This is a genomic window from Streptomyces europaeiscabiei, from assembly GCF_036346855.1.
GTDB lineage: Bacteria > Actinomycetota > Actinomycetes > Streptomycetales > Streptomycetaceae > Streptomyces > Streptomyces europaeiscabiei.
Genome location: NZ_CP107841.1, coordinates 5,108,672 through 5,122,851, shown reverse-complemented (window position 1 = coordinate 5,122,851; position 14,180 = coordinate 5,108,672). Strand labels below are relative to the sequence as shown.

Sequence of the window (14,180 nt, the reverse complement as noted above, 5' to 3'; positions counted from 1 at the left end):
CTGTCCAGGCTGAGGGGTGGTCCGGTCTGTTGTTGTCGGCCGCCACCGCACGAGCAAGGCGCGGCGCACGGGCTTCGGGATCAGCTCAGGGCTTTGCCCACCTCGTAGATCGTCGGCCGGTCTCCGGGAGCGTGGCTGAGCATGGCGTCGATCAGTTCGCCCAGCTCACCGGGCGCCTTTACGGGGCGGCGCCGCCCGTTCGCCACGGCTTGTCTCTGTACGGGTCGAGGAGCGTCGTCCGGGTATTCGACCGCTCGCCAGCCGGTGGCGGAGATGAGCAGGGACGCGCCGAGGGCGTAGATATCGGCTTCGGGTGTCGGCTCGGCTTCGCCGGTGGCGAGCACGCTGCGGGCGATCTCGGGTGCTTCGTAGTGGACGAGGCAGCCGCGGAAGGGGAAGTCGTATCCCTCGGGCACGCTCCCGCCACGGGCGAGGGCGAGGTCGATCAGGTGCGTCCGTTCGGGCCCGATGATGAAGTGGGCGGGTTGCACGTCTCCGTGGGCCCAGCCCTTCGCGTGCAGTTCGGCCAGTGCTTCGACGCACCCCAGGGCAACATCCGTGTGGGGCGCGATGGAGGATCCCGGTCGACGGCAGGGTTCCCACAGCCGGTACAGGTCCGGGCCTTCGTGCCACGGCTGGAAGTTCCAGGTACCGCGCTCCCACTCGCCGTAGGCGATCTCGTCGAGGCCGAGACGATGCAGTACGGCACCCTCGCGCGCCGGTGCGAGCGCGGTCCAGGGCTGGGCGGCCCAGTCGGCCGTGGCCTCGATCGGGTGGCCGAGCTTCACGGCGTAGTGACCCCGTGGGCTCTCCAGCTCCCAGACCGTGGAGCCCCGGCGGTTGACGACCAGGTGGTGAGCCGTGGGCATGAGCGCGTCGAGCACCACGATCGGCAGTTCAGGGGTTGGGCCGGACAACGTCTCTTCTCCTTCCGGGCGCACGCGACCGGCCACGAGTCGTGGCCGGTCGCGTCGCTGTGGGGTGGGTCAGTCCTGACCGTAGGGTCGGCCGCAGTCCGAGTCGCACTGCGCGAGGTTCGTGCCGTCCACGGTCCACAGGTCGTCGAAGACCATGAATCCGGCCGCCTTCATGGCGTGAGCCGAGGCAGCGACCCTCTCAGGGTCGCGCGCTCCCCCGCCCGGCTTCGGGTTGTGGTGGAGGAAGCGCCCCGCGAACTGCTCGCACAGCCCGGCGTACTCCTTCGTGTGCAGGATGAGCGCGTGGAGGCCGAGGTCCACGTCATCCGAAGGGACCATGGGGACCGTGGCGGTGGCCGCCGTGACGACGAACGCGACCGCCTGGTCCGCGATCCGCTCGGCACGCTCGGGCGACTGCCCGTTGTGGGTGATCACGAAGTGGGCGAGGCTCTGGAACAGCTCCTCACCCGCCACCGTGCGACCGCTCTTCTGATCGTTCGCTGTTGCCGTCATCTGCAATCTCCTGGTGTGAGGTGGTGCAGGGCACTTACCTGCCGTCGCGATCAGCGAGCACTGCTCGAAGACAATCGCGAGCGGGCTTGGAGGCCGGCCCCGAACGGGGACGGGGGAGCCGTAACGACACCACCCGTTCGGGGCGGCCGGTCTACTGGCCGGTGGCGAGGGCCACACCGATCACCAATCCGCACGAACCGCTGATGCAGATGATGAACAGGACCCCGGCGTAACGGCCGACGGCGCGCATCACAGCCCGACCCGACTGTTGCCGTTCCTAGCGGCCAGCCGGACGCTCAGCTCCTCCCGTGCGCTGAGCGCCTCCACGTCGTCCCGGATGGCATCCCACTCCCTGCCGCCACGGACCGGCCGCATCTGCACACGGCCACCGACCTCACCCATGACGACGCCGATACGCCCGGTGGCACCGTCCTTCGCCAGCGCACCGATGCCTGGTCTGGTCTGCTGATTGCTCGCCATGCAGAGGAGCATCGCGATCAGGGGACCCCTGCCAAAAGGCCAGGCTGATTACCCAACTTGGGTAACATCGCGGCTAGTAGAGAATCCACGACGTTGCGTAGCCCTCGCAGTGTGGGAGCTGGCCCGATGCCCGACGCCGACCGGCCGCAGGAGTTACCTGCCAGGCTGCTGACCGACCCCGAGATGATCCATGCGTGTCGGGTGCGGGACTTTGCCAGAGTCTTCCGGCTGGTGAAGGCCCGTGCGGGCATCTATCCGTCGATGATCGCGAGGCGTTGCGACCTGACTCCGAGCCGGGTCGGCGAAGTGATCGCAGGGCGACGCCAGTTGCTCCACATGGATGTGATCGAGCGCATCTCGGACGGCTTGCGCATCCCAGGAGGCATGCTCGGGCTTGCCCGCCGTTCCTGGGAGACGCCGCAGGCCCTCGTAGTCACCGAGCGCGAGGCACCTCAAGTATCGGAGCCCCAGGCGCAGTCACCCGCGTCCCTGCCGGGCCCGGACGTCGACAGCATCCTGGCGTTGGCCACGCGGACCAATCTCAGCGCGGCCACCCTCGAAGCGTTCCGCTCCTCCATCGAGGACTACTGGCGACGGGACGACCAGCACGGCGGCGAGGCGTTGCGGCCGGCCGTCGTCGGCCAGCTCCGCTACGTGGCCGGACTGCTGAAGGAGAGCCGACCGCCGTCCATCCAGAACGGCCTGTACGGGATCGCGGCCGAACTGGCCCGCCTCACCGGCTGGACCTACTTCGACGCCCGCCAGTACAACCAGGCCCGCGCCTACTTCACCGAGGCTCTGCACCTGGCCAAGGAGATCGACGACCGTCAGTTCATGGCCAACGTCCTCGCCTGCATGAGCTTGCAGGCGACCTACCAGGACAAGCCCGCGGATTCACTGGCGCTTGTGACCGCCGCCCAGGACCAGGCCCGCTCAGCCTTCGGCACGACGCCGCGAGTCCTGTCGATGCTCTCCATGCGAGAGGCATTCGCCCATGCCACGCTCGGCAGCCATACGGCGACGCACCGGGCGATCGGGGAAGCGCACCGTCAGTTCGAGAAGATCCAGGCGAGCGACCCGGACCCGTCATGGGTGACCTACTTCGACGAGCTGAAGCTCATAGTGGACACGGGCATTGCCCACGGACGTCTGGGCGAGGCGGCGACGGCTGAGCCTTTGATCGCGGATGCGTTGCGTCGGGAGGCCCGCACCAATCAGCGCGGACGGGCGTTTCACGCCTTCTGGCTGGCCCGTACGCAGCTGGAACAAGGGAAGGTTGACCAGGCGTGCAGCACCGCCACGCAGGCTCTGGAGTCCGCGTCGGCGGTGGCTTCCGAGCGGGTGTCAGGCCATCTCAGGGAGTTCTACGACCAGTTGGCCCCACACAGGCAGGAGCCCGTAGCCCTGGCCTTCGAGGCACGGCTACGGGCAGTCCTCCCGCCGGTCAGCGGATCGCTTCATCCATGAGCACGTAGAGGAGACCAACGAGGGTTCCGCTGCTGACGATCTCGCGGCGGTCGATCATTCCGCGCACCTCGCTGAGGGGAATCCACTCGATGCGGTCTGACTCGTTCTTCTCGGTTGGTGGTCCCACGTGGGTCGCGCCGTCCGCGCGGAAGACGTGGTGCTGAGAGTCGGTGATGCCGTTGGCCGGCTCGGCGTAGATCAGAGGCTTGATGGGGCCAGGCCGCCAGCCCGTTTCCTCCAGCACTTCGCGGGCTGCCGCTTCCTCAGGGGACTCGCCCTCTTCGACCAGACCCATGGGCAACTCCCAGGCCCACGAGTCCGTGATGAAGCGATGCCGCCACATCATCAGCACCTCTTGCCGATCGTTGACCACGGCGGCCACGGCCAGGTGCCGGAGGCGAACGACGTGGTACTCCCACCTGCGCCCGTCAGGCTGCTGGACATCGACCAGACACAGGTTCACCCACTTGTTCGTGTAGATCTGCCGCTCACCGTGGGTCTTCCACTCCATGCCTTCGGCCCCTCTCGATCGGACTCCAGGATCTCAGACCGCTCCGGAGGTGGGCGCAAGTTCGACGTTTTTCGCGTCACATTGACGAGATGCCTCGTGTCCCGGTTGAAGCGGTTGAACGCCAGGAAGGAGTCACTGAAGCCTCGGCTTGGGAAGCTTGGGTTCTACGGGCTGGCATTCCCGCTGGCCTGCTCCTGAGCGGCGTCATGGCCTGAGGGCGTCTCTGGGAGGGTGACCGCTGTTCCCCGTGGTTTCCCGCAGTATCTGGCACGGTTCTGGCACGACACGTAACTCTGTGGCCGCAGTGCGGCTCACCGCGCTAATGGCCGAGGCCGCCTGGACTCGGGCTTCGGCAGTGACCAGCACACCCGCCGCTGATCAACCGCACCGCCAAGGTCCCGTGCAGATTCGTGTTACACGTAGTTGTCTCACCGCCAGCGGTGCCTCGAACCTCAACTTCTGCTCTGAAACAACATGTTCTCTGGGTAGAACACCGTGGGAAAGGCCAGGCTGTATCCCATGAATGGGAAGCTGAAGACGATTGCTCTCGCAGTAGCCTCCGTGGCTCTAGTCGCTGCGTATGCTCTCCTCCTCTGGGAGGGCCCGTGGTGGATCGACGGGAACCATCTCCGTACTAAGAACCTCCAGCCTGCCGATGGTGTCGTCATCACGGGTGTCAGAACCACCCTAGTCGCTCTGGGGGCCGGAGTCGTCGCAGCTCTCGGCTTGTACTACACCCATCGTGGGCACCGCCATGCTGAGAAGCTGTATAAGCACAGTCAGGATCAGTTCGCGTATGCCAGAGAAAAGGACCAAGAGCTTGCTCAGCTGACCCGCGAAGGTCAGGTCACCGAACAGTACGTCGAGGCTATCAAGCTCCTGTCGACACCAGAAGGCGACGACGGAATGATGGCACGGCTGGGAGGTATCTACTCCCTCGAACGAATCATGCGGGACTCGGAGAAGGACCACGACACAGCGGTTCATGTGCTGGCGGCCTTCGTTCGTAAGTATGCGCCTGCTCCAGACCCAGAGCTTCCAGTGCCCGACGAACGAGACGTCCCGATGCCGGCGCCGAAGGATGATGTACAGGCTGCCCTGACGGTACTTATGCGACGTCCCACCAGAGAAGAGAAGCAGTCGCTTGATCTATCGTTCACCGACCTCAGGAGGGCCGATCTGGCGGGCGGATATCTGCGGGGCGCCAACCTAATTGGGGCCGCACTAGACCGGGCCGACCTATCTAATTCTGTTCTCGCATACGCATGCCTATCAGGGGCGGACTTTACTGGCGCCAGTCTGACGAATGCGGATCTACGGGCAGCGGACCTTGTTGGCGACCGGATCGCTGCTCAGATTTCAGTCGAGCAACTCCTTGAGACCGAGTTCGACGCGTCAACGAAACTTCCACTGCATCTAACGAACCATCCACAAGTCAAGGTAGATCCTGTGAAAAATATCCGCGTCTTCAGTAGGGATAGGGCGCGCTCGAAGAGGCAGGATCGATAAATGATTGTTTTTTAAGCTGAGAATTTAACCGTGACTACCCGCACCCCCTGCACATCTGTTAACGGCACAACAGAAATGTGGTGAGAATGGTAACGGGAGCGACTCGGGTGGCGTGCGGGTGCAGGCATAACCCTCCCAGTGTCGCTGATCAACTCCGGTAGCCCAGGCCAGAGCGGGGTGGGGGTGGTCACCCGTGGGCCGCGTCTGTCAGCTTTGGTCGGCCTCGCACGGCCCAGCTGTGCCCGCGGATGCCGTGATCACTGCTGTGAAAAAGCAGACATGATCGCTGGCGGGACGCAGGCCAGTCGCTGCGGTGGCTGCGAGGTCTTCGGCATATCTCGACTGCGGTCTGCCGTGCCGGTCCAGCATCTATGTGGGCATCGCGTGTCAGTCTTCGTGAACCACCGAGAGGGTGCCCTCGGGAGAGATATCATCTCCCCTACAGACTCGCCTGAGGGGGACAGTTGATCCTGCGTGAATTCCTTTATGTGGATACCGATAAGGTAAGGGCGATGTTGGCCCAACTCGCCGGAGGGGTCGCAGAAGAAGAGCGCGAAACGAGTCGACAGGAGAAGCGAAATACGGTTGGCCCCAGAAGTGTTGCGCAACACCTGCACGTAACTGGAGAGGAGAGATACACCCAGAAATCCCTGGGTGATGCTATTTTCCCCACCCTCGAAGACGAATTAGAGTCACAGGGGCTACTTCGAGACATCTCGGAGGAAGTGGCCGAGCAATCGGAGTGGACTTCTGGAAACTTGAAGCGAGTTGCCCGCCCGGGTTCCCTGGTTCGCGTCACAGCGATGGGTTCACTCTTCGACGCTCGCTACGCGGCGAGTGTCTTCTCTGGCTTCGCCTCAGTCGCTCTCGGCCTACAGGGCTTGGGAGTCGACTTTGGGACTGCTGTCGCACCCGCCCCTAGAGGAAAAGGGAAAGCGAATAATTCCGCACCACGACCCTCGAAAAAAGGCTTCACGGCAGATAGCGAACGAAACCTAGAGGATGCTATCCCCGACTTCAAAGGACCTATCGGCGCTGATGGGGAGACGCTTCGCGCGATCACTCGCATAGCGAGGGGCGTATTCTCCCCTGGCCTCCATCTCAACCTATTCCCGATTGATTCGGGAGGCGTAATGATTGGAGCTCGCCTACAGGAAGGGCGGCAGTACCTAGACACCGAGGCCGATATTCTGTTCGCCCGCTACGGTATGGAGCGACAGGAGTGGACATTGGTTGGCAGCATCGGTAGTTACGGGCCTGAAGACACTTCGATGCCGGACCAGGACTTTGTACGTCCCGATGGGGCCGTGAATCGAGGGAGTTTCGCTGAAGGGATTAATGCACTCATGAAGCATTTGGGGGGTCTAGGTTTCGTGGACCTTCCTCAGCATCCCGGTTTCTCAGTGATTCCGTTCGCCGTCTATCGGTCCATTCCGCGCATTCCCGGCACAGTCGCGCTGCCTGGGCGATAGGTCGGCGGAGTCCCGCTGAGCGAGTCAAGGGCCGTCGAGTGCAATCAGTAGTCGAAGAAGTGCGGGGCCGGGTCGCTGACCTGCGGCTGTGCAATCGATCAACGCTGCGACCTGCGACTTAGCTGTCGGTGGTTGTCAGCGTTGGTCGTCGTTGAGCACCCTTCGACGGCCCCGAGACGGCCCGAATGCTAGCCAAACGGGCCCGGCCTCAGTGCTTGGGGGAGCATCTGTGCGCGCCTCGGTTCGGGGACGTGCTCCATAATCATTCGAGCACGGACTGCGAAAGCTCGTTGGGCTTGTTGACGCGCGTCCGACAGATTCCCGATGGCTGAGAGCGGGCCCCCTGGGTGCCGCTCCGCTGCTCTCATCTCGCGCTGAAGTGCGAGCGGTACCTTGTCCGCCAACGCTGCGATGTCCGTGGGCCCGAGGATGTTGACCAAAGCGAGCATCGGCCAGAGTTCGGCCAGATGAGCCTGGGCTTCCGCTCTTGCGTGATCGAAGACAGTCGGATCGGCAGCATCCGACCGACACATGGCGAGGCTTGCGTTCGCCGTGCGTACCGCCTGGGTGATGAACTCTGAGTAAGCGAGCTTCCGCTCTTCCCTGCGACTCTCCCTCAGGAGTTCTGCACGCTCCTCGGCGGCTATAGCAGCTTGGCGCTCCGATTGTCGATTTTGCAGGCGGAGCCCCATCCATCCGGTGAGAGCTGCTCCACCGAGAGTGGCCAATGCTGCGACCAGCGCGGCCGCTGCTGGGCTGTTGAGATACGACACGACCACAGTCTGACGAAGATCCGAGGTCGGCGTAGCGACTTTGGGCTGGAGCTGCTTTGGGGCGAGTGATCATGGCCCCGTAAGCTCATGGCGAGTCGGGCAGTCAGTGGACCTGCCCGTAAAGCACGACGTTGGGGCCATGATCTTCGAGGCTCGCCCCAAAGTGGCTGCCTAAAGTCGTGGAGCCGACCGCCCCAGCCACGACGTTTTCTGACCCCATGCCGCCGGCCAACCCTGACCAGGGCGCGCGTCGGCGTCGGCGGCGCCGAGCGGGCCGGAGGCAGGAGCGCGGGCGCGGCCAGAGCCGGGAAGCGCGCCCGGCGGAGCGGAGCCCAGCCGGGGCTTGAACCCCGGCAGAGAAAGTCGTAACTCGCACGAGGGCCCCGCTCGGTTCGCCCGCTGAAGACTGATGAGGTCGAGGCAGCCACACGGGTGCAATGGGGCGCGATGGGTACAGCCAGTTGGAGGCGGAGTCCAGGTTGACGGCAGCTCTGACGGCAACGACGGCACACAGTCGCGCATGATCGCTTACCTGAGCGAGCGAGATCAGAGGATGGCAGCCTCTCACCTGGGACCTTGCCCGATCCTACGGATCAGAAGGTTGCAGGTTCGAATCCTGCCGAGTGCACACAGGTGAGAGGCCCCGGAGAGATCCGGGGCCTCTTGCGTTTCAGGGGCGTACAGCAGCGCAGTACAGCAACCGTGGCCCAAGGGGCTCGGCCGGCTCGCGGATAGGGTGTCCGCGCATATCGCACGGCGACCGGGGGGTCGTGGCACGTGTGCGGCACGGGAGGGGTATCCATGAAGATCAGGACCGGCGGAGCGGGACTCACGACCATGGTCCTGGCGGCACTGGTGGGATGCGGGGGCAGCCCAGCCGGGGGGTCAGAGGACTCGGCAGCTCCTGCTTCAGGTGCACCGGCGTCGGCGCAAGCCCGTCTCTCTCCCGAGGATCTGCAGAGCCGATGGTGGACATGGGCGATGTCGGAGCCTGAAGGCACCAACCCGGTCGCCGACGAGGACGGAAGCGACTGCGAGCGCAACCAGTCGCAGGACATGTGGTTCCTGGCGGGCACATTCGGCACTCAGGCCGAGCGCACTTGCAGCATCCCTGACGGGGTCCCTGTCGCGTTTCCCCTGGTGAACCTGATGGGTGGTTCGGCGGACTGCGCAGACTTCATGAGCACGGCCAAGGGGTCCGCAGTGCTGGACGGCAAGAAGGCCGACTACGAAACCATCCGAGGAGAGACGATCTCTGTGGAGGGTGTCGCCGACAACCCCGTCACAGGCACGGACGAGCGCTTCACGGCTACCGGGTGCGGCCTCTGGGTCCAGTTGCCCCCGCTGAAACCCGGGAAGCACACACTGACCATTCGCGGTCAGGCACAGGACTTCTCCGTTGGTGTGGACTACTCCCTGACCGTGGATGCCGCGTAGGCGAAAGACGCGCGGGAGACCCCGAGTTCGGGGTCTCCCGGGGAGCAGGTCACGGGTGCCGGGAGCTCAGCCGGCGCCGCCCATGGCTTCCGACAGCTGCGAGGAGCCGGCCTTCCTCCTTCGCTGCGAGCGGTTCGATCTCGCGCTTCGTGTCCATGCTCAGCTCCACGTTCCGGGCCACGTCGCGGGGTGGCTCGTCCTCACGCACGGCGTCTGGAGGGCGGCACGGAGGATCACCAGCAGGAAGCGCGCGGTCCGGTCAAGCGTGCCCACAGGGCTCCGGCGTGCGCGTTCCGCAGCATGGTGCCGGTGCGGTCGAAGCCTGACGAGTGCATGTCGACCGAGGCCCCGGAGAGATCCGGGGCCTTCGGCGTCGGTGCTGACCGCAGGCCCGCGGGAGGGCTCGGAGGCGGTCGGCGGAGGGGCTGGGGTCGGAACGGGGCGGACGGCCGGATACGAGTGGGCGCATACTGGTCGAGATGACAAAGCCAGGTGCACCGAAGCGCTATTTGCCCACCAGTCCCTTCAAGGCCCCGGTCGCCCCGCCTCCCAAGCACTTCGCGGTGGGCGACCAGGTCACGCACGACATGTACGGCCTCGGCCGGGTGATCGGCATCGAGGACGGGATCGCCGCGCTCGTCGATTTCGGATCGGCGCGACAGCGGATCTTGAGCCCGTACACCAAGATGAGCAAGCTGTAGGACCAGAACAAGACCAGGACCAGGCCCAGAACCAGGCCCAGAACCAGGGCCAGGGCCGACGGCGGGTTCGCTCCGGAGGGGGCGCGCTCTGCCATGCCTCCGGCTCCGCAACGTCGCCCCCGCCCCGCCATGCCGGCGCGGCATCGCCGCCTCCGACGACGAACCTCGTTTCAGGCCCCGGACCGCCGGGCGGAGGCGTTGTCAGTGGTGCCCTCTAATGTCGTGGGGGATGGCACGTGTGTGGAGATGTACGGGGCTGCGGTGGGGTGCGGACGGGCCGCTGCTGGGGTGGGCGGGCGGGCGCGGGAGCCCGTTGCCGCAGGGGAAGGCGGTGGCTTTCGCGGTCGTGAGCGAGGGGCGGCGGACGTGTGCCGGAGCCCGGGGGAACTCGTGTCCGCTGCGTGCGGGAGTGCCGGGGCGGAGCACCGGGGGCCGGTGTGAGGAGTGCGCGCGGCTCGACCGGGCGCATTCCGTGGCCGCCGACACGATCGCCGATGATCCACGGCCGTATCACGTGTACCTCGCGTGGTTCGGGCCCGGAATGGTGAAGGTCGGGATCACAGCGGTCGAGCGGGGGCCGGCGCGGCTGTTGGAGCAGGGAGCGGTCTCCTTCGGGTGGCTCGGCCGGGGGCCGCTGATGGCCGCGCGGCGGGCGGAGGAGGTAATGCGGGCCGCGCTCAAGGTGCCCGATCGGATTCCGTATGCCGAGAAGCGGGCCGTGCGGGCCGACCTGCCGCCCGCCGAGGAGCGCGCCGGGGAGTTGGCGGTGCTGCACGGGCGGGCCCTGGGGCTCGCGGGGTGGCCCGAGTCGTTGGAGCCTGTGCCGTTCCAGGCGGTCGATCATTTCGAGGTGTTCGGGCTCGACGGGTTGCCGGCCGCGGACGGTGTGGTGAGTGAGCTGGTCGCGGGCGGTGCCGTGGGCGGTGCGGTCCTCGCCGTCGCCGGGCCCGATCTGCATCTGACCACCGGGCGAGGGGTCGTCGTTCTCGATACGCGGCTCATGACCGGCTGGGAGCTGACCGCTCCCTTCGGTGAGGGAGCCCATGACGCCCTCACCGTGCCCGTACGGGAGGTGAAGAGCCCGGGGGACGGAAGCGTGCAGGACGGGCTGTTCTGAGAAGCCTTGGGGCGGCGGGGCGCGGTGCACAGGCGCGGTGGGGCGCGCTGCACGGGCGCGGCGGGTAAAGACTTCGATCCCTTTTGGATCCCGTTCGGAAAGGCTGTGGACGTCGGTCACGGCTTGGCCCGAGAGTGATGCCATGAGTGATCAGCGGATAGCACCTGACGGATCGCCCGGCGGAGCACGTGACGACGCATTTGGTGAAGCATTTGGTGACGCAGCGGACGACGCGGCTGTCGTCGCGCCCGTCCCCGCCCATGAACCCCCGTACTACGCCGTCGTCTTCACCTCCACGCGGACCGCGGACCAGAGCGGGTACGGGGAGACCGCCGAGCGGATGGAGGAGCTGGTGAAGGGTGTGCCCGGGTTCCTCGGGATGGATCAAGCCCATACGCCCGGCGGGCCGGCCATCACCGTGGGGTACTTCCGGGATGCCGCAGCCGTGGAGGAGTGGCGGGTCAATGTCGAGCACCGTGCGGCGAAGGCGCGGGGGCGGGCCGAGTGGTACGAGAGCTACTCGTTGCACATCGCCAAGGTCGAGCGCAGTCACAGCTTCGTGAGAGGGGGAGGCGAAGCATGACGGCGCTTGCATAAAGACGGGGTCAGGGCGAGGGTACGGGGCGGGCTTCCTGTGGCCGAGAAGCTGTGGGGTCGCGGTGAGGCGGCCCGGGAAACGCCGTGGGAACGATCAGAAACGTGCTGGTCGGCGGGGTTGGTGTCCGAGAAGTCGGGGATCTACCCAGGGGTTGCCTGAGAGGCGCCTGTGCGTTTCTCAGAAAAATCACAGGTTCCGGAAAGGGTGTTCTCAGGGGGCCCCGACAAGGTGTCCAGCATGACCACGACCTCGCCCCAGGGGCGCACCGAACTGCTGAGGCCGGACGGGAGCCCCGTCCGAGTGCTTGTGGTGGACGACGAGCTGTCGATCACCGAGCTGCTGTCCATGGCCCTGCGCTATGAGGGATGGCAGATCCGGAGTGCGGGGGACGGCACGGGTGCCCTCCAGACCGCCCGGGACTTTAGGCCCGACGCCGTCGTCCTCGACATGATGCTGCCCGACATGGACGGGCTGACCGTCCTCGGACGGCTGCGGCGCGAGCTGCCGGAAGTGCCGGTTCTCTTCCTGACCGCGAAGGACGCGGTCGAGGACCGGATCGCCGGGCTCACCGCCGGCGGCGACGACTACGTCACCAAGCCGTTCAGCCTCGAAGAGGTCGTCGCCCGGCTGCGCGGGCTCATCCGCCGCTCCGGTGCGGCCGACCGCCGCTCCGACTCCGTGCTCGTCGTCGGTGACCTCATGCTCGACGAGGACAGCCACGAGGTGTCGCGCGGCGGGGCGAACATCCACCTCACCGCCACCGAGTTCGAACTGCTGCGGTTCCTTATGCGGAACCCGCGGCGGGTGCTCAGCAAGGCGCAGATCCTTGACCGTGTGTGGTCGTACGACTTCGGTGGCCAGGCCAACGTGGTCGAGCTGTACATCTCGTACCTGCGGCGGAAGATCGACGCCGGGCGCGAGCCGATGATCCACACCCGGCGTGGGGCCGGTTACCTGATCAAGCCCGCCGCGTCATGAGCGGGCGACGACGGACGCGTACGCAGAGGCTGCCGAAGCTGGGCCGAGGGCGTGGACGACAGCCGCGCACGCTGCGTACGCGGCTCGTCGTCTCCGCGGTGGCGTTGATCGCGGTGGTGTGTGCGGTGATCGGGACGGTGACCACGATCGCGCTGAGCACGCATCTGAACAAGCAGTTGAACAGCCAGGTGGAGGAGGTTGCCAGCCGCGCCTCCGGCGGCCCGATGAAGCCCGGGGGCCGTGACATCGGCGAACCCCCGCCGGACGGCCCGTTCGGGTTCGTCACGAAGGGCGGCACGGAGGAGAACACCGTCGTCGCCCAGGTGAACACCTCCGGCGGGATCACCAACGCAGCGGTGGCCAAGGAGCAGACCTCCGACAGCGAGGGCTTCCAGGGCATGAGCGCCGTCACACTCGGCGTCGAGAAGGTGGCCGCTCTCGCCGACGTGTCGAAGACGGGCATCCACACCGTGGAGATTCCCGGCCTCGGTGAGTACCGGGTCAAGTACGTAGAGGGCAACAGGGGCAACTTCTACGTCGCTCTCCCCACCGACTCCGTCACCAGCACCCTCAACACCCTCATCGTCGTAGAACTCAGCGTCACCGGCGCCGGCCTCATAGCCGCAGGCATTGCCGGCTCCGTCCTCGTCGGGGTCGCCCTGCGGCCGTTGCGCAAGGTCGCCTCCACCGCGACCCGGGTCTCCGAGCTGCCCCTGCACACCGGTGAAGTGACCCTCAACGAGCGGGTGCCGGCCTCCGAGACCGACCCGCACACCGAGGTCGGGCAGGTCGGAGCCGCGCTCAACCGGATGCTCAACCACATCCACGGCGCCCTGCACTCGCGGCAGGAGAGCGAGACGCGCGTACGGCAGTTCGTCGCGGACGCCAGTCACGAGCTGCGGACACCGCTCGCGTCCATTCGTGGGTACGCCGAGCTGACCAGGCGCGGCAGGGAGGAGATCGGGCCCGACACCCGGCACGCGCTCGGGCGGATCGAGTCCGAGTCCTCGCGGATGACCATGCTCGTGGAGGATCTGCTGCTGCTCGCGAGGCTCGACGCCGGGCGGCCGCTGCAGTTCGAGCAGACCGACCTCATCCCCCTCGTCGTGGACACCGTCAGCGATGCGCGCGTCGCCGGGCGGAGCCACAACTGGCGGCTCGACCTGCCGGACATGCCCGCGCTCGTGTCGGCCGACGCGGCACGGCTTCAGCAGGTGCTCGTCAACCTGCTGGCGAACGCTCGTACGCATACTCCGCCGGGTACGACCGTCACCGCGCGTGTCCAGCGGCGTGGGCCGTGGATGTGCGTCGATGTCGAGGACGACGGGCAGGGCATTCCGGAGGAGTTGCTGCCGCACGTGTTCGAGCGGTTCGCGCGAGGTGACTCGTCGCGGTCCAGGGCATCCGGGTCGACCGGGCTCGGGCTCGCCATCGTGCAGGCCGTGGCCGACGCGCACGGCGGTGCCGTGACCGTCGACAGCGTGCCCGGCAGGACCGTGTTCACGGTGCATCTGCCGGCCCTCGGACGGGATGTGCCGCCGCTCGACGACGCCGCGAACTGGCAGCTCGACGAGGGGCAGTACGACGGCGAGCACGACGGCGAGTTCGACGGAACCGACGTGGTGAGCGACGCAACGAACTGGCAATCGGACTCACAGGCACAGCACAGTGTGAGCACACGGGCATAACAGAGCGGCTCGCGAATGT

The 14,180-nt window shown here is 66.4% G+C and carries 13 protein-coding genes; 9 read left to right on the top strand and 4 right to left on the bottom strand.

Features of this window, described 5'->3' with window-relative positions:
• Positions 1–80 precede the first annotated feature (80 nt).
• The 3 genes from OG858_RS22470 to OG858_RS22460 form a co-directional block, all read right to left on the bottom strand.
• Positions 81–917 (bottom strand): protein kinase family protein, encoded by an 837-nt coding sequence (locus OG858_RS22470; protein ID WP_328544543.1) that lies wholly within the window; start codon positions 915–917, stop codon positions 81–83.
• Positions 918–986: 69 nt separating this feature from the next.
• The gene (locus tag OG858_RS22465; protein WP_328544544.1) at positions 987–1,430 is read right to left on the bottom strand and encodes a glycine-rich domain-containing protein; all 444 of its coding nucleotides are present in this window, start codon (positions 1,428–1,430) and stop codon (positions 987–989) included.
• A 249-nt stretch (positions 1,431–1,679) separates the two neighbouring features.
• Positions 1,680–1,910: a hypothetical protein gene (locus OG858_RS22460; protein ID WP_328544545.1), complete on the bottom strand. Its 231-nt coding sequence runs from the start codon at positions 1,908–1,910 to the stop codon at positions 1,680–1,682.
• Between the two features lie 126 nt (positions 1,911–2,036).
• Between OG858_RS22460 and OG858_RS22455 the strand changes: the two genes are divergently transcribed.
• Positions 2,037–3,377, top strand: coding sequence for a hypothetical protein (locus OG858_RS22455; protein ID WP_328544546.1), 1,341 nt, complete (start codon positions 2,037–2,039; stop codon positions 3,375–3,377).
• Here the strand turns inward: OG858_RS22455 and OG858_RS22450 are convergent.
• Positions 3,355–3,888, bottom strand: a complete 534-nt coding sequence (locus OG858_RS22450; protein WP_060887352.1) for an NUDIX hydrolase — start codon at positions 3,886–3,888, stop codon at positions 3,355–3,357. The two genes, OG858_RS22455 and OG858_RS22450, sit on opposite strands and share 23 nt — an antisense overlap.
• 519 nt (positions 3,889–4,407) lie before the next feature.
• Here OG858_RS22450 and OG858_RS22445 point away from each other — a divergent pair.
• From OG858_RS22445 to OG858_RS22415, 8 genes are all read left to right on the top strand, one after another.
• Positions 4,408–5,397: a pentapeptide repeat-containing protein gene (locus OG858_RS22445; protein ID WP_328544547.1), complete on the top strand. Its 990-nt coding sequence runs from the start codon at positions 4,408–4,410 to the stop codon at positions 5,395–5,397.
• 464 nt (positions 5,398–5,861) lie between these two features.
• Positions 5,862–6,869 (top strand): DUF6414 family protein, encoded by a 1,008-nt coding sequence (locus OG858_RS48525; RefSeq protein WP_456243136.1) that lies wholly within the window; start codon positions 5,862–5,864, stop codon positions 6,867–6,869.
• A 1,754-nt stretch (positions 6,870–8,623) separates the two neighbouring features.
• Positions 8,624–9,079, top strand: coding sequence for a hypothetical protein (locus OG858_RS22440; protein ID WP_256960587.1), 456 nt, complete (start codon positions 8,624–8,626; stop codon positions 9,077–9,079).
• A gap of 479 nt (positions 9,080–9,558) precedes the next feature.
• The gene (locus OG858_RS22435; protein WP_013002359.1) at positions 9,559–9,780 is read left to right on the top strand and encodes a hypothetical protein; all 222 of its coding nucleotides are present in this window, start codon (positions 9,559–9,561) and stop codon (positions 9,778–9,780) included.
• 229 nt (positions 9,781–10,009) lie between these two features.
• Positions 10,010–10,897 (top strand): DUF2797 domain-containing protein, encoded by an 888-nt coding sequence (locus tag OG858_RS22430; protein WP_319068968.1) that lies wholly within the window; start codon positions 10,010–10,012, stop codon positions 10,895–10,897.
• Positions 10,898–11,039: 142 nt separating this feature from the next.
• On the top strand, positions 11,040–11,480 hold the full coding sequence (locus OG858_RS22425; protein ID WP_319068967.1) for an antibiotic biosynthesis monooxygenase family protein: 441 nt from the start codon (positions 11,040–11,042) through the stop codon (positions 11,478–11,480).
• A gap of 252 nt (positions 11,481–11,732) precedes the next feature.
• Positions 11,733–12,473 carry a response regulator transcription factor gene (locus OG858_RS22420; RefSeq protein ID WP_020115793.1) on the top strand — a complete coding sequence of 247 codons (741 nt, stop codon included), beginning with the start codon at positions 11,733–11,735 and terminating at the stop codon, positions 12,471–12,473.
• Positions 12,470–14,161, top strand: a complete 1,692-nt coding sequence (locus OG858_RS22415) for a sensor histidine kinase (protein ID WP_086748091.1) — start codon at positions 12,470–12,472, stop codon at positions 14,159–14,161. Before OG858_RS22420 ends, OG858_RS22415 begins: the two co-directional genes overlap by 4 nt.
• Positions 14,162–14,180: the final 19 nt, after the last annotated feature.